This window comes from Proteiniphilum sp. X52 (assembly GCF_003712195.1).
Taxonomy (GTDB): domain Bacteria; phylum Bacteroidota; class Bacteroidia; order Bacteroidales; family Dysgonomonadaceae; genus Proteiniphilum.
In genome coordinates this window covers 498,233-520,045 of record NZ_RDSD01000001.1, presented here as the reverse complement: position 1 = coordinate 520,045, position 21,813 = coordinate 498,233, and the positions used below count along the sequence as shown (strand labels likewise).

General features: G+C 45.3%; 18 protein-coding genes and 1 pseudogene. 8 read left to right on the top strand and 11 right to left on the bottom strand.

The window, feature by feature from the left end; genetic code table 11:
• Positions 1-20 precede the first annotated feature (20 nt).
• The 4 genes from D7D25_RS01975 to D7D25_RS01960 all read left to right on the top strand — a co-directional run bounded on the left by D7D25_RS01975 (position 21) and on the right by D7D25_RS01960 (position 5,798).
• The gene (locus D7D25_RS01975) at positions 21-1,433 is read left to right on the top strand and encodes a PhoH family protein (protein ID WP_255417137.1); all 1,413 of its coding nucleotides are present in this window, start codon (positions 21-23) and stop codon (positions 1,431-1,433) included.
• 264 nt (positions 1,434-1,697) lie between these two features.
• Positions 1,698-3,071, top strand: a complete 1,374-nt coding sequence (hisS, locus tag D7D25_RS01970) for a histidine--tRNA ligase (protein WP_122967259.1) — start codon at positions 1,698-1,700, stop codon at positions 3,069-3,071.
• A 139-nt stretch (positions 3,072-3,210) separates the two neighbouring features.
• Positions 3,211-5,130, top strand: coding sequence for an ABC-F family ATP-binding cassette domain-containing protein (locus D7D25_RS01965; RefSeq protein ID WP_122967258.1), 1,920 nt, complete (start codon positions 3,211-3,213; stop codon positions 5,128-5,130).
• Positions 5,131-5,255: 125 nt separating this feature from the next.
• Positions 5,256-5,798 carry a 1-acyl-sn-glycerol-3-phosphate acyltransferase gene (locus D7D25_RS01960; RefSeq protein ID WP_122967257.1) on the top strand — a complete coding sequence of 181 codons (543 nt, stop codon included), beginning with the start codon at positions 5,256-5,258 and terminating at the stop codon, positions 5,796-5,798.
• A 185-nt stretch (positions 5,799-5,983) separates the two neighbouring features.
• Here the strand turns inward: D7D25_RS01960 and dinB are convergent, their stop codons facing one another.
• Complete coding sequence (gene dinB / locus D7D25_RS01955; RefSeq protein WP_122967256.1) at positions 5,984-7,069, bottom strand: DNA polymerase IV; 1,086 nt, start codon at positions 7,067-7,069, stop codon at positions 5,984-5,986.
• A gap of 213 nt (positions 7,070-7,282) precedes the next feature.
• Between dinB and D7D25_RS01950 the strand changes: the two genes are divergently transcribed.
• Positions 7,283-7,906, top strand: a complete 624-nt coding sequence (locus D7D25_RS01950; protein ID WP_122967255.1) for a YiiX/YebB-like N1pC/P60 family cysteine hydrolase — start codon at positions 7,283-7,285, stop codon at positions 7,904-7,906.
• Positions 7,907-7,978: 72 nt separating this feature from the next.
• On the opposite strand, the gene D7D25_RS01945 is transcribed toward D7D25_RS01950, so the two are convergent.
• From D7D25_RS01945 to D7D25_RS01930, 4 genes and pseudogenes are all read right to left on the bottom strand, one after another.
• Complete coding sequence (locus D7D25_RS01945) at positions 7,979-8,173, bottom strand: hypothetical protein (protein WP_122967254.1); 195 nt, start codon at positions 8,171-8,173, stop codon at positions 7,979-7,981.
• A gap of 129 nt (positions 8,174-8,302) precedes the next feature.
• Positions 8,303-9,361 carry a winged helix DNA-binding domain-containing protein gene (locus D7D25_RS01940; RefSeq protein WP_158602513.1) on the bottom strand — a complete coding sequence of 353 codons (1,059 nt, stop codon included), beginning with the start codon at positions 9,359-9,361 and terminating at the stop codon, positions 8,303-8,305.
• Between the two features lie 110 nt (positions 9,362-9,471).
• Positions 9,472-9,666: pseudogene (locus tag D7D25_RS01935) on the bottom strand (arsenical-resistance protein); the annotation flags it as partial.
• Between the two features lie 76 nt (positions 9,667-9,742).
• On the bottom strand, positions 9,743-9,940 hold the full coding sequence (locus D7D25_RS01930) for a CsbD family protein (RefSeq protein WP_122967367.1): 198 nt from the start codon (positions 9,938-9,940) through the stop codon (positions 9,743-9,745).
• A gap of 357 nt (positions 9,941-10,297) precedes the next feature.
• Here D7D25_RS01930 and D7D25_RS01925 point away from each other — a divergent pair, with 357 nt between their 5' ends.
• Positions 10,298-10,585 (top strand): AAA family ATPase, encoded by a 288-nt coding sequence (locus tag D7D25_RS01925; RefSeq protein WP_122967252.1) that lies wholly within the window; start codon positions 10,298-10,300, stop codon positions 10,583-10,585.
• Between the two features lie 17 nt (positions 10,586-10,602).
• Here the strand turns inward: D7D25_RS01925 and D7D25_RS18410 are convergent, their stop codons facing one another.
• The 6 genes from D7D25_RS18410 to arfB all read right to left on the bottom strand — a co-directional run bounded on the left by D7D25_RS18410 (position 10,603) and on the right by arfB (position 19,598).
• Positions 10,603-10,737, bottom strand: coding sequence for a hypothetical protein (locus tag D7D25_RS18410; protein WP_255417136.1), 135 nt, complete (start codon positions 10,735-10,737; stop codon positions 10,603-10,605).
• Between the two features lie 95 nt (positions 10,738-10,832).
• Positions 10,833-12,059 (bottom strand): TlpA disulfide reductase family protein, encoded by a 1,227-nt coding sequence (locus D7D25_RS01915; protein ID WP_122967366.1) that lies wholly within the window; start codon positions 12,057-12,059, stop codon positions 10,833-10,835.
• Between the two features lie 145 nt (positions 12,060-12,204).
• On the bottom strand, positions 12,205-13,734 hold the full coding sequence (locus tag D7D25_RS01910) for a SusD/RagB family nutrient-binding outer membrane lipoprotein (protein ID WP_122967251.1): 1,530 nt from the start codon (positions 13,732-13,734) through the stop codon (positions 12,205-12,207).
• 276 nt (positions 13,735-14,010) lie between these two features.
• Entirely contained in the window at positions 14,011-17,208 is a 3,198-nt protein-coding gene (locus D7D25_RS01905; protein ID WP_122967250.1) for a SusC/RagA family TonB-linked outer membrane protein, read from the bottom strand.
• A 331-nt stretch (positions 17,209-17,539) separates the two neighbouring features.
• Positions 17,540-18,835, bottom strand: a complete 1,296-nt coding sequence (locus D7D25_RS01900; protein WP_122967249.1) for an O-acetylhomoserine aminocarboxypropyltransferase/cysteine synthase family protein — start codon at positions 18,833-18,835, stop codon at positions 17,540-17,542.
• 349 nt (positions 18,836-19,184) lie between these two features.
• On the bottom strand, positions 19,185-19,598 hold the full coding sequence (gene arfB, locus D7D25_RS01890; RefSeq protein WP_255417135.1) for an alternative ribosome rescue aminoacyl-tRNA hydrolase ArfB: 414 nt from the start codon (positions 19,596-19,598) through the stop codon (positions 19,185-19,187).
• 159 nt (positions 19,599-19,757) lie between these two features.
• Between arfB and D7D25_RS01885 the strand changes: the two genes are divergently transcribed.
• Both D7D25_RS01885 and D7D25_RS01880 read left to right on the top strand, forming a co-directional pair.
• Positions 19,758-20,402, top strand: coding sequence for a response regulator transcription factor (locus D7D25_RS01885; RefSeq protein WP_122967246.1), 645 nt, complete (start codon positions 19,758-19,760; stop codon positions 20,400-20,402).
• Positions 20,403-20,447: 45 nt separating this feature from the next.
• Positions 20,448-21,653, top strand: a complete 1,206-nt coding sequence (locus tag D7D25_RS01880; protein WP_122967245.1) for an FAD-binding oxidoreductase — start codon at positions 20,448-20,450, stop codon at positions 21,651-21,653.
• The last annotated feature ends 160 nt before the right edge of the window (positions 21,654-21,813 follow it).

Below are 21,813 nucleotides of genomic sequence, written 5' to 3'. Positions count from 1 at the left end.
CATATTAAACTTAGAAAGATATGGCAACAACTGAGAGTAAAACCAGCGAGAAAACAAAAACCGCCAAAACAAAAAACAAGAGTAAGATCAATACAAGACCCACAGCAGCCAGCGCCAAGAAAAACTTCATCCTCGACACGAATGTGATCCTGCATGATTTCAACTGCCTCGACAATTTTGAGGAGAACGACATCTTTATCCCTTTCGTGGTACTGGAAGAGCTGGACAAGTTCAAGAAAGGGAGCGACCAGATCAATTTCAATGCCCGCGCTTTTGTGCGTGAGCTGGATCTTATCACCGATGACGACCTGTTCACCCATGGTGCCGATATGGGAGTCGGCAGAGGTAAACTCTATATCGTAAACGGATCAAAAGATAACAGAAAGATCATCGACGCTTTCCCCGAAAAAACACCGGACAACCGTATCCTTACCGTGGTATCGGAAGTGGCTGAAAAACATCCGGAGATGAGAACCATCCTGGTGTCGAAAGATATCAATTTGCGGATGAAGGCGCGCTCGCTCGGCATGCTGGCCGAAGATTATATCAACGACAAGGTGACGAATGTCGATATTTTCTCCCAAGGCGAAGAGGTGATAGAAGGGGTCAATCCCGACCTGATCGATAAGGTATATGCTCAGGCAGGCGGCGTGGATGTCGATGAGTTTAATTTCGAGATCCAGCTTGATCCCAATCAATGTTTCATCCTGAAAAGCGAAAGAAACAGCGTGTTGGCACGCTACAACCCGTTCGCGCAAAAAATAAAAAAGATCGAGAAAGAATCCAATTTCGGCATCCAGCCACGAAATGCGGAACAGGCATTTGCTTTCGAGATATTGAACGATCCGGAAATAAAGCTGGTAGGAATTACCGGAAAAGCGGGTACGGGAAAAACCCTGCTGGCGCTGGCATCCGCCCTGAGGCAGAATAAAATCTATCATCAGATATTACTGGCCCGCCCGATCGTTTCCCTGTCGAACAAAGACCTCGGCTACCTGCCGGGCGACGAGAAGCAGAAGATCGCACCTTATATGCAGCCGCTTTTTGATAACCTGAACGTGATCAAAGCGGCCCTCGGACAGAACAGTTCCGATCTCAGGCTGCTCGATGAAATGCAGAAATCAGGACAACTGGAAATAGAGGCGCTGGCATTTATTCGCGGACGAAGCCTTACCGGCACCTTCTGCATCATTGATGAAGCGCAGAATCTCACTCCGCATGAAGTAAAGACGATCATCACCCGCGCCGGCGAAAGTACCAAGATGGTGTTCACGGGCGACCTTCAGCAGATCGACTCGCCATATCTCGACACGCAGTCTAACGGGTTGGCTTATATGATCGACAAGATGCGGGGACAAAACCTCTTCGGGCATGTAAACCTGGTAAAAGGTGAACGGAGCGAACTTTCCGAACTGGCGAGCAACCTTTTGTAAAGTGAAAAATGAAAAGTGAAAAGTGAAAAGTGAAAAGTGAAGAATGAAGAGTGAAGAATGAAGAGTGAAGAGTGAAAAATGAAGAGTGAAAAGTGAAGAATAGAAATGGAGAAATGAAGAAATGAAGAAATGGAGAAATGGAGAAATGGAGAAATGAAGAAATGGAGAAGTGAAGAAATGAAAAATTTTCCCCCGTTTTTTAGTATTGTTCCTGTATGTCAAAAATAATTATCTTTGTAGCCCTAAACAAAGATCGAGATAACAATGCAAAAACCTTCCATACCCAAGGGGACTAGGGATTTTTCGCCCGAAGAGACGGCGAAACGCAACTATATTTTCGACACCATCAAAGAGGTGTATCGTCTTTACGGCTTTCGCCAGATTGAAACGCCGGCAATGGAGAACCTCTCCACCCTGATGGGGAAGTATGGCGAAGAAGGCGATAAACTGCTGTTCAAGATTCTCAACTCCGGCCACTTCTTAGGAGATATGAGTGCGGAAGATATTACCGAAGGCAATTCCGCGAAGACAGCCAATAAGATTTCGGAGAAAGGGCTTCGGTATGACCTTACCGTTCCCTTTGCCCGCTACGTGGTAATGCACCGCAACGATATCACCTTTCCCTTCAAGCGCTACCAGATACAACCGGTATGGCGTGCCGACCGTCCCCAAAAAGGACGTTACCGCGAGTTTTTCCAGTGTGATGCCGATATCGTAGGATCTGACTCCCTGCTCAACGAGGTGGAGTTGATCCAGATCATCGACGAAGTCTTTTCCCAATTCGGCATCCGTGTTTCGGTGAAGTTGAACAACCGGAAGATCCTTTCCGGTATCGCCGAGATCATTGGTGAAGCCGATAAGATCACCGATATCACCGTCGCCATCGACAAACTTGACAAGATCGGCACGGAGAAGGTGAACGAAGAACTGGCGTCGAAGGGGATCACACAAGAGGCGATAGGAAAGTTACAACCAATCCTGTTGCTGAGTGGCACCACCCGGGAAAAACTCGGAAAGCTGAAAGAGGTGCTGGCAGCCTCTCCTGGCGGATTGGAAGGCGTGGAGGAGGTAGAATATATTTTCAATAAGACGGATTTGCTTTCACTGAAAAATGAGTTGACACTCGACCTGACCCTGGCGCGGGGACTCAACTACTATACAGGCGCCATCATCGAAGTGAAAGCGCTCGACGTGGAAATCGGAAGCATCACCGGCGGTGGGAGGTACGACAACCTGACCGGTATCTTCGGGCTACCGGGCGTCTCCGGCGTGGGAATCTCCTTCGGCGCCGACCGTATTTACGACGTACTGAACCAACTCAACCTTTTCCCCGACAGTTTCACCCACACTACCGATTTGCTGTTTGTCAATTTCGGCGAGAAGGAGGCCGCTTATCTTCTTCCGCTAATGCAACAGTTGAGAAATGCCGGCATCCGTTGCGAACTTTATCCCGATGCGGCCAAGATCAAGAAACAGATGTCGTATGCCGACAGCAACCATATCCCTTTCGTGGCCATTGTGGGCGAAAACGAAATGAAAGAGGGAAAGATCATGCTGAAGAATATGGAAACCGGAGAACAGAAGCCGGTAACCCTTCAGGAGATCATCAGCGACACAAAGAACTATTCCGATAAGTGAGCACAAAGGCAAGCCAAGTTTTGCCTTTGTTGAACGTAGAACTATTTCATTAAGTGAGAGTAAAGCAAATTTATTTGTTTTGCCGAGCGTAGAAATAGTCTAATGTAATTGAAATAGTCTAACTTAAGTGAACTACTAAATGCTCAGTATAGAAAATCTTACCGTTGAGTTCGGCGGTTTCACCCTACTTGACCGTATATCATTCGTCCTGAACAGGAACGAACGGGTGGCCCTTGCCGGCAAGAACGGTGCGGGGAAATCGACACTGCTGAAAATTATGGCGGGACTGCAGCAACCTTCGGGCGGCGTGGTCTCCTTGCCCAAAGGTGTCTCCATCGGCTACCTGCCGCAGCAGATGAAGCTGAGCGACAGCCGTAGCGTTCGTGAAGAGGCTTCCCTGGCTTTCTCCCACCTGCAAAAGATGGAGAAAGAGTTAGAGCAACTGCACACCGAAATGGCCGAACGCACCGATTACGAGACAGAAGCCTACCAAACGGTGATTGAACGGGCGACCGACTTGCAGGAGCTTTTACAAATGTCGGGGATCCACAATTTCGAGGCCGAAGTGGAAAAGACGCTGATGGGGCTTGGGTTTCTGCGGAGCGATTTCGACCGCCCCACCCGTGAATTCAGCGGTGGTTGGCGCATGCGCGTCGAACTGGCGAAGATCTTGTTGCGGGCGCCGGATGTGCTGCTGCTCGACGAGCCGACCAACCACCTCGACATAGAGTCGATCCAGTGGTTGGAGAATTTCCTCACCACCCACTCCAACGCCGTCATGCTGGTGTCGCACGACCGGGCCTTCCTGGATGCGGTGACCAACCGCACCATAGAGATCGTGCTGGGCAGCGCCCACGACTATAAAGTGAATTACTCGCAATATGTGGAGTTGCGCCGGGAACGGCGGGAGCAACAGCAGAGGGCTTATGAAAATCAGCAGAAGCAGATCAGGGATACCGAAGAATTTATCGAGCGGTTCCGTTACAAGGCCACCAAATCGAACCAGGTGCAGTCGCGCATCAAACAATTGGAGAAAATAGAACGGATCGAGGTGGATGAAGTGGATAATTCGCACCTCAACCTGAAATTCCCGCCCGCCCCACGCTCAGGCTCTTACCCCGTTGTCATGGAAGAGGTATCGAAAAGCTATGGTGACCTTCTTGTTTTCAAAGATGTCACGCTCACCATCGAGCGGGGTGAGAAGGTGGCGTTCGTAGGAAAGAACGGCGAGGGGAAATCCACTCTTGTGAAATGCATCATGAACGAGATCGATCACGGTGGAAAACTGGAACTGGGACACAATGTGAAGATCGGTTATTTTGCCCAGAACCAGGCGCAACTGCTGGATGAGGAGATGACGGTATTCGACACCATCGATTATGTGGCGGTGGGAGATGTCCGCACCAAAATACGGGATATCCTCGGGGCCTTTATGTTTGGTGGCGAAGCGTCCGACAAAAAAGTGAAGGTGTTGTCGGGTGGCGAACGAAGCCGTCTGGCGATGATCCGGCTTCTACTGGAGCCGGTCAACCTGCTTATTCTGGATGAGCCGACCAACCACCTCGACATCGCCTCGAAAGAGGTACTGAAAAAAGCGATCAGCGAATTCGACGGCACGGCTATCATCGTATCGCACGACCGCGACTTCCTGAACGGACTGGTGAGCAAAGTATATGAGTTCGGCGGAGGAAAAGTGACGGAACACCTGGGTGGCATCTATGATTTCCTGGACAAAAAAAAGTTGGAAACCCTGCAGCAGTTGGAGCTTTCCACAACTATGGCTGCTAAAATGGAGAAAAAACAGGAGCAACCGTCGGAGAGCAAACTCTCTTATCAGGAACAAAAAGAGCTGAATCGGAAACAGCGCAAGTTGGAGAAGCAGATTGAAGAGGCGGAAAAGAAGATAGAAACGCTTGAAAAGAAGATCTCGGAGATGGAAACCACACTCTCCACGCCGGAAGGCGCGGCGGATATGGATTTGCTGCAGAGATACCTGGACACCAAAGCCCGGTTAGACCAGACAATGCACCATTGGGAGCAGTTGCACAACGAACTCTGATTTTTCACTTTTCCCTTTTGATTGAGCCCGCTAAATCCGCAAGAAACAATAAAAAATCTATTCCAAAATAGATTCAAAACAGTTTAATAATAAAATTTAAACAGTTTCTAAAAGAAACAGAGAGAATGAAACGGATCAGTAAATTTATTTTCAATCGAATCCTCGGCTGGCGAGTCAGGGGCGAATTTCCCGTTCTCTCCAAATGCGTGATCGCCGTGGCGCCTCATACCAGCAACTGGGATTTCCTGATAGCAAAGGTGGCTTACTCCTCTATCGGCAGGACCGCCAACTTCCTCATCAAGGCAGAGTGGTTCGTCTTTCCTTTCAACCTGTTTTTTAAGAGATTAGGAGGTATACCGGTAACCAGGGAAAAGAATTCCTCACTCACCGACACCCTGGCATCGGAGTTCAACCGACGCGACCGGATGCAACTGGCCATCACCCCGGAGGGGACACGCAAGCCGGTGAAAGAGTGGAAAAAAGGATTTTACTATATTGCGTATAAAGCGGGTGTGCCGATATTGTTGGTCGGCCTGGATTACAGAAGAAAGGAAGCCTTGTCTCTCGGCCTCCTCCATCCTTCCGGAGATTATGAGAAGGATATCGAGGAGATAAAATCACGTTACAAAGGTATTCAGGGAAAGAAGCCTGAAAACTTTTTACTATAGGATTTCAAGGCAATCCAAAATCCCGCCTGTTTATCAGAAACCCAACCCACCTTTATCAGAAGCTCAACTCCCCATTTAAGATGGACGCTATGGCGCCGGAAATAAACGCTGATCTAAAAACCAATGGTAATTGCACTCGGTAATTGGTAATTGGTAATTGGTAATTGGTAATTCTTAATTCTTAATCACTCTTTAAAATCAAGCGACAATTGAAATCCGTCGATCAAAGGCTGAACGGAGTCCACATCGGCATTTTTCAGGGTAAGTCCCATCAGGCGGATCTTTTTCTCTTCCAGATCATCGACCTGTAATAACAGTTCTTTACCCAATTCGAATAACTCCCGGTAGGTCTTGATATAATAGCTCACGGTTCTGCTCCGGGTTATGATGGTGAAATCGGCATATTTGATCTTCAGCGTGAGTGTCCTGGCAAGAAATTTCCGTTTTTCAGCCCTACGGGACACTTCCCGGGCAATCTCATCGAGTGCTGCCAACATATCCACAATTTCATTCAGGTCTTCCAGGAAAGTCTCTTCGGCGCCCAGCGACTTACGGACTCTCTCCGACTCCACCTCCCGGTTATCCACGCCTCTGGCAAAATGATAATAGGCAATCCCCGCCTTCCCGAATTCACGGACCAGATCGACTTCGCTCCACTGCTTCAGGTCGTATCCCGTCTTGATATCCAGTTCCACCATTCGTGCCGCCGTCACTCTCCCCACCCCGAAAAACTTATCTATAGGCAATTTCTCTATAAAATCTTCCGCCTTATCCGGTTCAATGACGAACAGCCCGTCCGGTTTATTATAATCCGAAGCGATCTTTGCCAGGAATTTATTGTAGGAAACACCTGCGGAGGCAGTAAGGCGTGTGCGGTTAAATATCTTTTGTTTGATCTCCCTTGCGATCATGGTCGCGGAACGCAATCCCCGATGGTTCACCGTCACGTCAAGAAATGCCTCATCAAGTGAGAGAGGTTCCACCTTATCGGTATATTCAAGGAAGATCTGCATGATCTGGTTGGAGACGCTTCGGTAGACATCGAACCGAGGCATGACAAAAATAATATGAGGACATTTGCGGAGCGCCGTCACCGAAGGCATCGCCGAATAAACCCCATATTTACGCGCCTCATAACTCGCCGCCGCGACCACACCCCGTTTCTCACCATATCCCACCGCTACAGGTTTACCCCGAAGTTCAGGATTATCGCGCTGTTCAATGGATGCGTAGAAAGCGTCCATGTCGATATGGATTATCTTTCGGTTCATAGTAGCAAATATAGTTTCAATTTATTAAAAATCAAAAAGAAAGAGGAAAAATTATTCAGGTGTCATAAATCTATCTGAAGAGTATCAACATCAAACTCAATCTCTCTTTATCACTCCATTTTTAATAGAATGTTTCCACCATTCAAGGATTGATATTCACAAGGAAAAGATTATCTTTGGATAAGATAATGAGTTTTTTCACGTTTAATCGGAATGAAAAGAAGGAATATCATACTTTTTTGCTGCCTATTGGCACTGGCATACTCCTGTTCCAACAAGAATGAGATCAGGGATGGGGATCTTTTATTTGTAGTGGCAGAAGATCACGGACTCTCCTCCGCCATTAGCCGGGTCACTCAAACGGAAATGAAAACAAATTACGAACATGTCGCTATTATCCATATCAGTTCTGATACCATCTGGGTACTGGACGCTTCTCCAAAAGATGGAACCCGTAAGATATTACTACAAGATTTTATGGATGAGCGGGGGTCAGCCGTTTACCGTTACAGATTAAAGGATGAATACAGAGGTAGTATCGAAAAAGGATGGATACTGGCTGAAGAGATGTTAGGAAAACCCTACAATTTCTCCTATATATGGAACGACACAAGCCATTATTGTTCGGAATTTATCTATAGGATGTTTGAGAATGATTCTATCTTTGAACTGAACCCCATGACTTTTATCGATCCGGAGACAGGGGAATTCGATGACACCTGGGTAGCCCATTACGACAGTCTTGGGATGGTAATTCCGGAGGGAGAACCAGGATGTAATCCCAACGGATTGGCAGCAAGCGACAAACTGGAATTCTTAGGCCCGTTTCATTTTTAAGACAAATTGATAAATTACCGGTACTCTATGCCCTTATTTTATCTTTGAGCCGGGAAAAATCAATCTTCCGGATCAGGCCAACAGATATCTGAAAGCTTCATACACCAGGAACGCCGGCCATACAATCGCTTTCAGGAACCCCAGCACTCCCATCCAAAACGTCGTGGCGGTGGAGATAAAATAGATGGCTGCACCTATCAGCCCCAATGCATAGACAGCATCGCTTGAAGAACCTGTTTTTCGCGTTTTCTCACATATGACATTCATATTTATATAATTAATAACTAATATGTTATCCGTAAATATTCAAATTATATAATCACTGAAAATTTAGTCAAAATTCAATAAAATAATAAAAGAGACATAAGATTATTTGATAATTTTTTATTCCTGCTATCAGATGAAATAGAAGTGCTCCAATCGTTTTATTTCAGATTTGAAGAGGTCTTGTTTTCTTTTAGGTGTTTTTTCGAAAAAAGAGAGTTCTATTCGGGGAGAGCCTTTTTGAGTAATCTTCTTCCATGAACCGATAATCTCCCCATTCAGTATAATTGTTGGGGAAAACAGGCCGTTTTTCGTCATCACTTTGCCATAATGTGTGTCTTCAATTATTTCGGAACGGTTTTTATAGCTCACCACAAATTCATCGAACGGAGGAAGCAACAAAGCATAGTTCTCATCCGCAGGAGGAATTTTGATATCGTTTCTCATCCAGAAATCACGCCTGTTTATCGTCTCGCAAATAAAGTCCGTCCGGATCATTTCGATAGCCTGTCGACATTCTGTCATAGTCAATCCCGACCACCAGACGAAATCATGGATGGTAGCAGGGCCGTGGCTTGTAAAAAATCTCCGTGCCAAACATTCCAGGGCCTCTTCTTTGCTCAGAGTTTTCCGGCGGGGAACCCACTCTTCAAACAGAGTGAAAGTCTGCTTATTTCCTTTTAACCGCCCGTTAATCAGGATTCCTTCCATCTCGGCATAAGATATGGTCAGTTGCAGGTGTCCATCATCCAGTATTATATCCTGTTCGAGCAAGGCATCCCCGATTTCCTGTTTAGTCAGGTGCTTCCCTCCCATCAGTACCCTTTCCAGTACAGGAACAACACGATATATCAGCGACTCGTCTGCGCCGAATGTTTTCGCATAGGAACGATAAATGGGTTTCAACCGCGGATTGGAAAGGTCGAACATCCAGTGAATATCTTCTGCCGACACAAAATGCCAGGTAGGGCGTAAAATATGGGTACGGATAATCTTCCCTGTGTTCAATGCTTCATCAATATCCTTTACATTCCTGTTTTCCAAGCGTGTACCAATCGCCCATTTAGCCATATCAAGCGCCTGGGACTGCATAACTCCCATCCATGATACGATATCGCAGGGTTCTTCTATATCATGAGTTAAAAGCAATTGGTTGTATAGACGGATATTGAGTAATTCTGATGTATTCATATGCCGATTAATGAGTTCTGCAAATTTACAATTTAAATCGGACATGGCTAACTGTGAAGCGATATCATTTGCTGTGATTAATTTGTTATTTTTATGGGTAAATAAAATCACTAATATGTTACTTTAAACCACTCTCGCATATTGTTAGCTATTCTGACAAGCATAAGCATTACAGGAACTTCTACTAATACTCCGACAACCGTTGCCAGCGCTGCGCCTGACTGTAATCCGAAAAATGAAATGGCAACAGCCACAGCCAGTTCAAAAAAATTGCTTGCCCCAATCATTCCTGCAGGGGCAGCAATGGTAAAAATTTGTCTTATAAAAGAATAAGGGAAATTGTCTGGTGACAACTACCCTTATCACAGTAAAGTATCTGACTTATAGTTTGTCCAATTGCTGATTAAACCAGTTGCGTATTTCATCTTTGGCTTTGCCGGTCTTTTGTTGGATTTTTCCATACAGTTCATCTTCTTTGCCTTCTTCATAGAGAAGATCGTCGTCCGTCAGATCGGCCCATTCTTGTTTGGCGAGACCTTTCAACTCGCTCCATTTTCCTTTAAACCTTAAATCATCCATAATTAATAGTCTTTTAAAGAGTTTCTTCATTGAAAGCTCTGTACGTAAAACAAGCCCGACTTTATGAATGTTCGCCTCTTCAAGCTCCTTAACCAAGTTGCATTTTATTTAACTCTTCTCTTCTCATAAACCAAAATGGGTAGGTGCTTCCTGTCGAGAGAGTAACAGGTCTGACAAATTGCATATGTTAAACCTCCTAATATCTGTCAACCTTTTTCAGTTAAAGGCAAACCAGACCGGGAATTTAGATCATAATCGAAAGATTACGCCTAATATTTAGATTATAATCGAAAAATTACGCCTATATTTTAGAATAGAATGTTTTTTTGCTACTTTTGAGGTTTAAATGGGTCAATTATGAAACTTCGGGATTTACAGCAAACTATTCAGAACAGTTGCTTTAAAGGGAAAATCATACTTCTTTTAGGTGCTCGTCAGGTGGGAAAAACGACATTATTGAAAGAGGTCATTTCTCAAATTGACATACCATCCATCTGGTTGAACGTAGATGAGGCTGATATTTTACAGGCTTTTGAAACGGCAACCACCAGCACACAACTATTACAACTGATTGGAAAAAACAACAAACTGGTTGTAATAGATGAAGCCCAACAAATTACTGGGTGCAAGTGTCGTGGGAGTTAATCGCTCACTAGCCCATACTAAATAGTCTGGATCACATTCTCCATATCCAGACGGAATTTAGGGGTTATCGAGGGTTGGTTGGCATCTTCTTTATCCCTGTAACCGATAGCGACAGCAAACAGTGTTTTGTACCCTATTTTTTGGTGGTGCATCTGCTCTTTGCAATATCTAAAAAACACATATCATTAAAATTAAATTATACTATATTTTTTGCAGATACAAATATAGCGAAACAAAGGCCATTGCATCATTCCGACAAAAGGCTATCTATCAAAGAATTGAAATCGTTCTTAAACTCTTCATAGAAAAGCCCTGTTGCCGGGCCGTTGAAACCCGTATGTATTTTACGCACTTCTCCTTTCTTGTCGATAAACAGCGTGGTGGGATAACTTGAAAAATCTTCCACTTCGGGAAGCGCATTGACTACGCTTTCTCGTCCGACTTCCCCGCCAAACAGGATTTCGTAATTTGTACCGTATCGGTTCTTCAACCGGGTCAAAGCGGTCTTCGCATAGTCGAAATCGTTCTTGCGCTCAAAAGCGATTCCTATCATCTCAACACCTCTGTCTTTGTTCTCATCATACCAGGGCGCCAGAAACTCCATTTCATCCAGACAGTTGGGACACCAACTTCCGAGAATGGATACGACCACGACTTTACCGCGATAGCGTTCATCACTCAATGATATGTTCTCACCCTCCAGATTCGGCAGGTTGAAACCAAGGGAGGTGTATCCCGGCTTTAATTTGGCCAATGAATAAGGATCTGCCAATTCGGCGTAATCATTTCTCGCGCCAATGATTTCCGTCACGCCACGGGTGGTATAAAATTTCCCGTTAAAAGCCGAATCGTTTGAAAATTGGATCTCAATAAGGTATGGGCTTAGACCGCCGAAAGCAGAAAGATCAACACCCGACCCGGTATAGACTCCTTCCAGAAAACGCAAATCTCCCGAGTTAGTAAGGATAGAGCCGGTTACAACATTGTTTTCCGATTTAAAAACTCCCACATTACGGGTCGTATCGCCTTTTTCAGTGATGAAAAGCACATCCCATTTCCCATCGATACGGGTATCAGGTGTTATTTCAGCCGGACTAAAACGTTCTTTCACTCCGAATGTGGCATGGAATGGAACTCCGGGATCGTTCTCGATATAGTTTTTAATAAATTTTCCTTCGATTGCGTCACCGGAGATAATTCCTTCTATATAAGCATCGTAAGCCATAATAGGGATGATAATCGTGTCGGATTGAAAGCGGACGCTATCTAATTTCACCCGCTCCACGCCGTTCAGTAATGTTACCGAAGCTGTATCTGTACCGGCACCACTGACTTCAAAGAGAAAAGGAGCCTTCTTGTTTTCTGCCACGGAAAGTTCCCCTTTCCAGATTCCGTTTTGCAAGATATTTTGCCTTTGGCAGGACATTATCAAAAGCGCTGCCAATAAATAAACCGTCCATTGAATTTTTAGCATGATTTTTTCTTTTTTATTTAGAAAATATGGCACCTCGGAAGAACTCAAACGAGTTTGGTTTTTCGCTCGGCTTTCATTATATTTTACAAAGCTAAGAAACTGTATTCAGTTTTACGAATGTCCGTTTTAAAAATTTCCTCAACGATCATTTGAAAACCCACAACCTGGTTTCAATTACGTCATTCCCCTGGGCTGCTATGGCATCCTGATAGCTTTGCAGGTTGACGGTCTGCTCTTTGATTGGATAATATAATCTGGACGGAACGCCTCCATCACCGAACAAAGGTGAGAATATATAAGTGACCGGCTGACCTTCAATCACTCCCGAAAAGATCACATCATCCTTTTTTATCAGGAAATCGGGATAACCGGTCCTGCGGTAATCGCTCCAAGCCTCAAGAAATTGGGTGAATAGTGAAATATATTTCTGATTAAGCACATTTCGTTCGCTGGCCGACGGCAGTCGCGACACATATGCATTTATATCAGCAGAGGCAACACCCCATTTCTCGAGAGATGCCCTTACTCCGTTCACGTAGTTGGCCTGACTCCAGTTATTGTATTCGGAAATTAAAAACTCCACTTCTGCATATTCTAATAGCACCTCCCCATAATCGGCGGCGCTGTAGATGCTTCCGGGAAGGCTGACATCACCTGCCGCAAAACTGCCTGCCTGCGCTTCAGTCAACCCGTAAGCCAATCCTTCATACACACCAAGGTTATTTACTGACGCATACTTACTTAAGCGCGGATCGGTAACCGGGAGCTGGTTGTTTTCTCCTTTCAGCAAATCTATAAATGGTTTCGACAGGGCAAAATCCCTCCTGTTTGCAGTGACAGTAGCTCGATAATAAGGTGCCTGGTTGGGTGCAGCCGCGGCATACTTGTAAACAGCATTGTCCGCATTGCTTGTGAACACGCCTTTCTCTAACGCATCGGCAAAATGGGATTGATAAAGGGAGTTGTTTTTTGTCTTTAGGCGGGTGGCAAACCGCAACCGCAATGAATGGGCAAACTTTGCCCATTTCGCATTGTCGCCATCATAGATAATATCCGATACACCGAACGTTCTCTCTTCCGAATATTTCAACAAAGTATCGCCCGCTTGTTTGAGTTCGTTGAGGATATCCGTATAGATCTTTTCCTGCGAAGCATACATGGGCGTAATATTATCGGGATTCTGTTGCAATGCCTGAAAATCGGGATCATCGCTGCCGTAAGAATTATAGGGTACATCGCCGAAGATATCGGTGAGCGCATAGTATGCATACGATTTCAGGACACGACTGATCGCTATCTGGTTAGCATTCCTGCCCGCTCCGTCCGCCGTGACCATATCTTTGGTGACAGGATCGGTGTTCAGGCGGATAATTTCCTGCAGATTGTTCAGCACACCGTACAATCCGCTCCAAATATCTGCCGAATAGCCGAAAGGAATATCATAACGCGATTGGCTGGTATAGGTAATCTGGCTGATCTGTTGGACAAACAATGCCGAGCTTCGTAACGACGCCTGTTCGCTTCTCACATTATCAGTCAGATGCTTTTGCGCCGTTGAGATCAACGAGGTGGTGGGAACCGACGAGGGCCGGTTAGGGTCGATATTCAGGTCGTCATCGATGCAGGATGTAAACCCGATTGCCGACAGGATAAAAAGTATATATAATGGTTTCATATGACTAAAATATTTATTTTCAATGGTGTCATATGGAATTGAGCGAAGCGAAATCGCCGACTTCCATTGATATCAAAACCGGAGGCAACATCGCTTTAATCATGATCTTGGGTGAACTTTTTCGTTAAGCGAGAGCAGAGTGAATTTATTTACTCTGCCGAGCGCAGAAAAAGTCTAACTTTAGTGAGAATGATTATCATGCTCGTTTCATATGATTATTTTATTTTTTTATTTCGGTATATGGAATTATTGATTTGCTAAATATCTTGAATCTATTTAAAACTTAATACTCAGATTAATTCCGTAAGTAAGAGGGGTCGGCATATTACCGCCTTCAATTCCCTGCACGTTTCCACTGCTGTTCGTGAGTTCAGGATCGATAATTTTACTTTTCCTGTACAAGTAAAACAGGTTCCGCGCATAAAGCGAAGCTCCGATACTTTTGACCGACGCATTTTCGGGTAATCTGAAATCATATCCTAACGACCATTCCCTGAGTTTAATGAATGTGCCATCGAAAATATCGAATGCTGTCGGTCCGTTGTAATGGTTTCTTGCCCATGCCTGCGCTGTCACATTTTGTGTATTCGGGGCTGTATTGGTTACCGAATAAGTTCCGTCAGGATTGAATGTTACATCAGCAGTCACACCTTCAGCGACAATCCCCGTTTCACGGATTCCATTGGCTGCCGTTTCCGGTAGAATTCCCGAATACATCGCCACCTTATACGTTTGCGAGAAGAATTTACCTCCCACACGGGAGTCTATCAGAAAATTGAACCGCAAGTTCTTATACCGCAATCCGTTTTGGAAACTCCACAGGAAATCAGGTAAAACGCTGCCAAGTGGCACCAGTTGTTGTGTACGCATATAAAGTCCATCCTCGCCGATCACCTTTTGTCCATCAGGAGCATACACGAAATCATACCCATACAATTGTCCGTAACTTTCACCCTCCTGGGCAACCAGACTGACCAGTGAAGTACTTAAATCGAGACGGCTTACGGCATCGGACAATTCGATGATCCTGTTGCTGTTTTTCGAATAATTGACCGAGAAATTCCAATCCAGATCACGCGTGCTGACCGGATTCACTCCAAGAATCACCTCAACACCTTTGTTATTGATCTCGCCGGCGTTAATCAACTTTGAAGAGTAACCGAACGCGTCGGAGGTAGGAAGCGAAATAATCTGATTGCGGCTTGTATTGTTGTAATAAGTGAAGTCGATACTCAACAGGTTTTTGAACAGTTGGAGTTCTACCCCGGTTTCAAGTGAAGAGGTAATTTCGGGCTTGAGGTTCAGGTTGTTTAACTGGTCCGGTAACCTATAAGCAATATTCCCGTGAATGGGTGTGATGGCCTGATATACTTTATAAAGCCGATAGGGATCGGTATCGTTACCCACTTGTGCCCATCCTAAACGGTATTTTGCGAATGACAGCCATCTTTGTTCTCTCAAACCGGGTAGTTCACTCAAGATAACCGATGAAGTCACCGAAGGATAAAAATAGGAGTTATGCCCTACCGGCAAAGTCGAAGACCAGTCGTTACGGAATGTACCGTCGAGATAAACAGTACTTCTCCATCCATAAGAGATGCTTGCGAAAACAGAAGAGAGTTCTTTCTTGTATAATCCTGTTTCTGGGCTGATGACTGTAGAGGTAGCATTGTTCAGACTGTAGTAATTAGGCACAATCAATCCGCCTGAAGTAGATATATTGCTGATTCGGCGGTTCCTTTGCAGGAAGTTTGTCCCTAAATTGGCAACCAGTGAATGAACGCCCCATGAACGATTGAGGGTGCCCAATAATTCGTAATTAAACTCGCCATACTTTTGGCTATATTCCTGGTACATGGATTGCGAGCGGGAATTATAGGCGATCCTGTCCTGAAAGGTGTACTGAAAAACATCGGCATAAATACGGCCGGTCACCGAGAACCATGATACGGGGGAGACTTGTATTCCGAAATTCCCGTACAATCTGTCCCTGTCTTCCTCAAGATAACTCTCATAGGCAGACCAGTAGGGATTGTCGATATATTTTGTCTTTTCATCTTCAACCCTGTTTCTATAACCGGTACGGTTCCATGCGCGGGGCGTTCCGTCCGGGCGTTTGTATTCACTCAGTTTCTTGTAATCCACCTGCACCGCTCCCCATTGGTACGCTTCCAGGATGATATTCCGGTTGGATGCGCCTGTCCACGGACGGCCTTTGGAGATTGTCTTCAGGTAATTGGCGCTTGCAAAGAACGAAACATACTCTCCGTCCGCGTTCCCGGAAAGACTGACCGAGTTCTTGTCGAGTGAAGCATTCGGAATAGTTCCCGTTACGTTTTTATTGGTAAACGATACCCGGAAAGCGGAATTTTCTCTCGATCTGGAAAGCGAAATATTGTTTGTATTGGCAATCCCGGTTCTGAAAAAATAATTCACATCGTTCTCGGGATATACCCATGGCTCCGGTCTCAGGTATTGATCCGGATATTCGGGATCGAGATTGTACCAGTGCAAGACAGGGGTACCGTCTAATTGAGGCCCCCAGCTCTCGTCGGCAGCATAATCCACTATATTGTAGGTCTGGCCGTCGATGGTTGCCGTGGCAAAACTCATATTATACCCGCCACCGTATAATTTCTGGCGTTCCGGCAATCGTACCACATTTTCAAATTCCAGTCCGGTATTGAGTTCAACAGCAATCTTACCCGCACTGCTCTCTCCTTTTTTAGTGGTGATCAGAATCACCCCATTGGCGGCACGGGAACCGTAGAGAGCTGCCGCAGACGGACCTTTCAGCACGTTTACAGAGGCAATATCATCCGGATTAATATCCTGAATAGTACTGCCGACATCTTTCCCCGCACTGCCGTGGATGGTAGAGGAGCTGTTCAGATCGCTGTTATCCAACGGAACACCATCGATAACATACAACGGTTGGTTGTTTCCGGTGATGGAATTAATACCGCGTAAGGTTATTCGCGAAGAACCACCAAGGTTGCTTCCACCCGAGATAACCTGCAACCCTGCTATCTTACCGGAAAGGGCTGTCAACGGATTCGTCGGACGCGTCTGAAACGCATCGGATGAAACATTCTGCACCGCGTAACCAAGCGCTTTCCTTTCTCGTGGGATATTCAGGGAAGTAATCACCACTTCGTTCAATGTCGTAGTGCTTTCCTGCAGGACGATATCTACTCTTTCCGATTTTGACACCTGAACCTCCTGACTTGTAAAGCCTATGCAGGAAAATTCAAGGACTGCTCCACTTTCAATGTCTATACTGTAATCGCCCCCAATATCAGATACCGTTCCTACCGTAGGATTACCCTTATCCACAATGGTAACACCGACAAGCGGAATTCCTTGCGGATCAGTCACATTGCCGGTAACGGTAACCGTGCCTCCATTCTGTGCCGAAAGACTAAGCACAAAGGGGCTGAGAAATAGAACTAGACTTGCTTTGATAACCTTCATCTTTTTTCAATGTTTATGTTAGCTAAGAAACTGTTTTGAATATCCATCAAAAAATGGCTAAAAAACAATGGATGAAAAAATTCAAAACAGCTTCTTACTATCTTTAAATTCTCTGTTTTAATAGTTTGTGGAGTTTCTCTTCCAACTGTTGACTACAATTTGTCACCTATAAAAAACGGCTGACACATTTTACTGATCAGCCGTTTCTTTTTATATACCTATCTACATAAGAGATGCCGACTGTCGGGTAATTTGCGACAATTCATCATCGTGATATGCGTACGCTTAGCGTTGAACAGGTACATCCGGTTGTTATTGAAAGGGTTTATTCTTAGATTTTGTCAAGTGCCTGCTGCAGGTCGGCTTTGATATCATCGATATTTTCAATACCCACGGAAACACGAAGCAATCCGGGTTCCACACCGCTTGCCCTTTGGGCTTCAGGCGATAATTGTTCGTGCGTGGTGGCTGCCGGATGAATGATAAGCGACTTAGCATCTCCCACGTTGGCCAGATGGCTCAACAACTCTACACTGTCGATCAGTTTATCAGCATCCTCGGGCGCACCTTTCAATTTGAATGTAAGCACGGCTCCCGCCCCTTTGGGGAAATATTTCTGCGCCAATGCATAATATTTGCTGCTCTTCAATCCCGGATAGTTCACATATTCTACCTTCGGATGCTGCTCGAGCCATTCGGCCAGCGCCTGCGTATTCTCCACATGGCGTTCCAAGCGGAGCGACAGGGTTTCCAATCCTTGCACAAGGAGGAAAGAATTGAACGGGCTGATGGTATTTCCCCAATCGCGCAATCCTTCTACCCGCGCGCGGATATTGAAAGCAATATTTCCAAACGGGCCATTCGTACCAAACACATCCCAGAAAACCAGTCCATGATAACTTTCAGACGGTTCGGTGAAGGAAGGGAATTTACCATTCCCCCAGTTGAATTTGCCGCTATCCACAATCACACCTCCAAGGGAGGTGCCGTGGCCGCCAATCCATTTGGTAGCCGACTCTACCACTACTGCCGCACCATGTTCAATCGGTCGGAAAAGATAACCGCCCGCACCGAAGGTGTTGTCCACGATCAGTGGAATATCGTGTCGACGGGCGACTTGGGCAATGGCATCGAAATCGGGAATATTCAGTTCCGGATTACCGATCGACTCCAGATAAATGGCTTTGGTATTATTGTCGATCAGTTTTTCAAACTCTTCAGGATTTTCATTGGGAGTAAAACGAACTTCAATACCCAATCGCTTGAACTGCGATTTGAATTGATTATACGTCCCACCGTAAAGGAAAGGAGTCGAAACAAAATTATCTCCCACCTGTAAGATATTATTCAGTGCGATGAATTGCGCCGATTGTCCGGAAGAGGTGGCCAATCCGGTCACACCACCCTCCAAAGCGGCCACCCGTTTTTCAAAAACGTCGGTCGTCGGGTTTTGCAAACGGGTATAGATATTCCCGAATTTGCGAAGTCCGAAAAGATCGGCTCCCTCCTTCGCATCTTCAAACACATAGGATGATGTCTGATATATTGGCAAAGCACGTGAGTGCGTGGTTTTATCCACTTCTTGTCCCGCGTGTACCTGCAGGGTTTCAAATTTATAGTTGCTCATATGGGTAATGTTTTAAATAAAATACAATGTGTAAATAGAAAAATATTGAAGTTTTGCGATTGCAAAAAGGGTATGTGGAATGGTAGTTGTGCTGTCAACAGCACATTCGGCTTAACGGAAGAGAAGCCTTATGGAGGTTGTTGGCACATGGAAGAGAAACAAAATGAATGTCTGGCGTTCTCATTATTTTCTTACTTTTAGCCTTGTTTTAACGATGCAAAGATAGGGCAAGGGATAAAGTATGACAATACCACAAATATAGTATATTGAAAAAAGGATATCGTAGGGAAATATTTTTCGTTCTAACGATGGGTAAATAGAGTGGCATATCCGGAAGAACCGGAAAAATCTACCTGTCAAAATCTCCGGAGCGGAGGCGTTTTTTCCCGGATTGCCGCTTTTTATCATCCAACCGTTTTTGTATGGACTGAAATGTCGGTTTGGTCGCGATCCGTTTCGTTTCCGTTTTCAGGGCCTGACGGATCAGAATCCGGAATTTCCCTATTGCCGCTTTTTTGTTCAGCCACTGGGTACGCTCTGAGTCGCTACTGACCTGCAATACTCCGTTTTTATTGACGCGGTTGGATAATTTCACCAGGATCAACCGTTTCTGGATATCAGTAAGGGTGTCGGAAGCATTCACATCGAACGAAAGCACCACCTTCGAGGCCACTTTATTCACGTTCTGTCCCCCACTGCCACTACTCCTCACAGCAGTAAAAACACATTCTCCCACCAACTTCTCTATATCGATATCCATCATTGCCAGGGTTTGAAAACCGAATCACAAACATAATAAAAGCCAAGACGAGGCGCTTCATATATACTGCAAATATAACCTTTTTACACAAAAACAGGGCTTCCATAAAGGATCTTTTGAAACTTTTGTTTAACTTCGTAGCCAGTTCATTCACACAATAAAATGCGTACTTATATCATCGCGGACAATCAAGATATTACACGGGAAGGAGTTATATCCGTACTGAGATCACAGGATATGAAAAACCGTGTGGAAACGGCTCGTAGCCGCAGCGAGTTGCAGGCACGATTGCGCAGCTATCCCGAATCGGTTGTGATACTGGATTACACGCTATTTGATTTTGTTTCCGTCAATCAACTTTTAAACATGAAGATGGGAGCAAAAGCATCGTCATGGATTTTGTTTTCTGACGAGTTGGAGGAGCGTTTTTTACATCAGATATTGTTGATCGATCCCAGTATCAGCGTAGTGATGAAGCACAATCCGCTACAAAATATCCGTGATGCCATTACCTGTGCCACCTACGGTGAAACCTATCTATGCGATATTGCTGAGTCGGTACTAAAGGACGGTAACCTCCGGAAAAAAGAGTCGGATACCCTGACCCCCTCCGAAAAAAGTATTCTGCGGGAAATAGCCCTGGGGAAAACCACCAAAGAAATAGCTTTTGAGAAACACCTCAGTTTCCATACCGTAAATACCCACCGCCGGAATATTTTCAGGAAGCTGGCCGTAAACAATGCGCATGAAGCCACAAAATATGCCCTGCAAGCCGGCCTGCTCGATCTGATGGAATATTATATTTAGGAGGAATCACGCTTATGATATATTACCACTTTCACACCAAAGAATATGGATCTAAAATCCAATGAACCATTCTGGTTGGTAAAGAACGGATTACCGGCATCTTATCCCTCACTTCACCGCAATGAAGAATGCGACGTGCTGGTGGTTGGCGGCGGCATTACAGGCAGTTTGATAGCACACCAATGTGTGGGAGAAGGATATAAAACGATACTGATAGACAGGCGCGAGGTATGCAATGGAAGCTCGTCCGCCACCACATCGATGCTCCAATTCGAGATCGACACCCCTTTGTATAAATTGATTGAATTGGTCGGCGAGAAAGGAGCCGTGGCAAGTTACGATGCTTGTTACCAGGCAATAGACCAATTGGGGGAAATTGCTTCGAGGATACAATCAAAAGCCGGTTTCGAGAAAAAAGACTCACTCTATTTTGCCGCCTGTAAAAAAGATGTGGATTGGCTCAAGAAGGAACTTGAAACAAGAAATAAGGCCGGATTTGAGGGAAAATGGCTCGAGGCAGAGGAAATCCTGAAAAAATATGGCATACACGGAACATACGGAGGCATTCTTTCTAAACAGGGGGGGAGCATAGATGCTTTCTGCCTGGCACACGAGCTTTTGCAATACAATCACAAGAAAGGACTACAGGTTTATGATAAAACCGAACTGACCGGTGTGGAGCACAAAAGAGGGTTCAATCTCTGTACTACTGCTACTGGAGCGGTTATCAAAGCGAAAAAGGTCATCTATTGCGTGGGTTACGAAGCCGCCAACATGATCAGGGAGAAGTTCGTGGATCTGCTCAGCACCTATGCCATTATTTCGGAGGTGGACGAAAAACTCTACCGTCAATATAAAGATATACTCATCTGGAATACAGCCGATCCTTATTTATACATGCGTACTTCGGATGATGGCCGTTTCTTGATTGGAGGTGAAGACGAAGAATTCCGGAATCCCCCCAAACGTGATGCACTGATCGGCAAGAAAGAGGAGAAGCTGGTCAATGCGTTCAAAAAATTGTTTCCCGGCAAAGCATTTTATTCCGATTTCGCCTGGGCAGGCACTTTCGGCGAGACCAAAGACGGCTTACCCTACATCGGCGAACACGCCGATTTCAAAAACGCTTATTTTGTCTGTGGTTTTGGCGGCAACGGTATCACCTTCTCCGTAACTGGAATGCAGATGGTCTCCAACTGGCTTAAAGGGAAAAAGCATTTGTTATCGCCCTATTTTGCCTTTGGACGCTAGCAGGTCATGAAAAAAGCCAGTTTGAATTATTATTAACCGGAATTGCTTACCGGACGCACTGGCCGCAAATTCCTTTCATCACGAGATTAACATTCTCAACACGAAAGTTCCGGGCTATACGTGCCAATCCGGTGCAACCGGCTGCAATCTCCCACAGTCT

What these genes read in the sequence shown, in the direction of transcription:
- D7D25_RS01975 (WP_255417137.1), top strand. Translation starts at nt 21, where the DNA reads ATGGCAACAACTGAGAGTAAAACCAGCGAGAAAACAAAAACCGCCAAA.
- hisS (WP_122967259.1), top strand. Translation starts at nt 1,698, where the DNA reads ATGCAAAAACCTTCCATACCCAAGGGGACTAGGGATTTTTCGCCCGAA.
- D7D25_RS01965 (WP_122967258.1), top strand. Translation starts at nt 3,211, where the DNA reads ATGCTCAGTATAGAAAATCTTACCGTTGAGTTCGGCGGTTTCACCCTA.
- D7D25_RS01960 (WP_122967257.1), top strand. Translation starts at nt 5,256, where the DNA reads ATGAAACGGATCAGTAAATTTATTTTCAATCGAATCCTCGGCTGGCGA.
- dinB (WP_122967256.1), bottom strand. Translation starts at nt 7,069, where the DNA reads ATGAACCGAAAGATAATCCATATCGACATGGACGCTTTCTACGCATCC.
- D7D25_RS01950 (WP_122967255.1), top strand. Translation starts at nt 7,283, where the DNA reads ATGAAAAGAAGGAATATCATACTTTTTTGCTGCCTATTGGCACTGGCA.
- D7D25_RS01945 (WP_122967254.1), bottom strand. Translation starts at nt 8,173, where the DNA reads ATGAATGTCATATGTGAGAAAACGCGAAAAACAGGTTCTTCAAGCGAT.
- D7D25_RS01940 (WP_158602513.1), bottom strand. Translation starts at nt 9,361, where the DNA reads ATGAATACATCAGAATTACTCAATATCCGTCTATACAACCAATTGCTT.
- D7D25_RS01930 (WP_122967367.1), bottom strand. Translation starts at nt 9,940, where the DNA reads ATGGATGATTTAAGGTTTAAAGGAAAATGGAGCGAGTTGAAAGGTCTC.
- D7D25_RS01925 (WP_122967252.1), top strand. Translation starts at nt 10,298, where the DNA reads ATGAAACTTCGGGATTTACAGCAAACTATTCAGAACAGTTGCTTTAAA.
- D7D25_RS18410 (WP_255417136.1), bottom strand. Translation starts at nt 10,737, where the DNA reads ATGCACCACCAAAAAATAGGGTACAAAACACTGTTTGCTGTCGCTATC.
- D7D25_RS01915 (WP_122967366.1), bottom strand. Translation starts at nt 12,059, where the DNA reads ATGCTAAAAATTCAATGGACGGTTTATTTATTGGCAGCGCTTTTGATA.
- D7D25_RS01910 (WP_122967251.1), bottom strand. Translation starts at nt 13,734, where the DNA reads ATGAAACCATTATATATACTTTTTATCCTGTCGGCAATCGGGTTTACA.
- D7D25_RS01905 (WP_122967250.1), bottom strand. Translation starts at nt 17,208, where the DNA reads ATGAAGGTTATCAAAGCAAGTCTAGTTCTATTTCTCAGCCCCTTTGTG.
- D7D25_RS01900 (WP_122967249.1), bottom strand. Translation starts at nt 18,835, where the DNA reads ATGAGCAACTATAAATTTGAAACCCTGCAGGTACACGCGGGACAAGAA.
- arfB (WP_255417135.1), bottom strand. Translation starts at nt 19,598, where the DNA reads ATGATGGATATCGATATAGAGAAGTTGGTGGGAGAATGTGTTTTTACT.
- D7D25_RS01885 (WP_122967246.1), top strand. Translation starts at nt 19,758, where the DNA reads ATGCGTACTTATATCATCGCGGACAATCAAGATATTACACGGGAAGGA.
- D7D25_RS01880 (WP_122967245.1), top strand. Translation starts at nt 20,448, where the DNA reads ATGGATCTAAAATCCAATGAACCATTCTGGTTGGTAAAGAACGGATTA.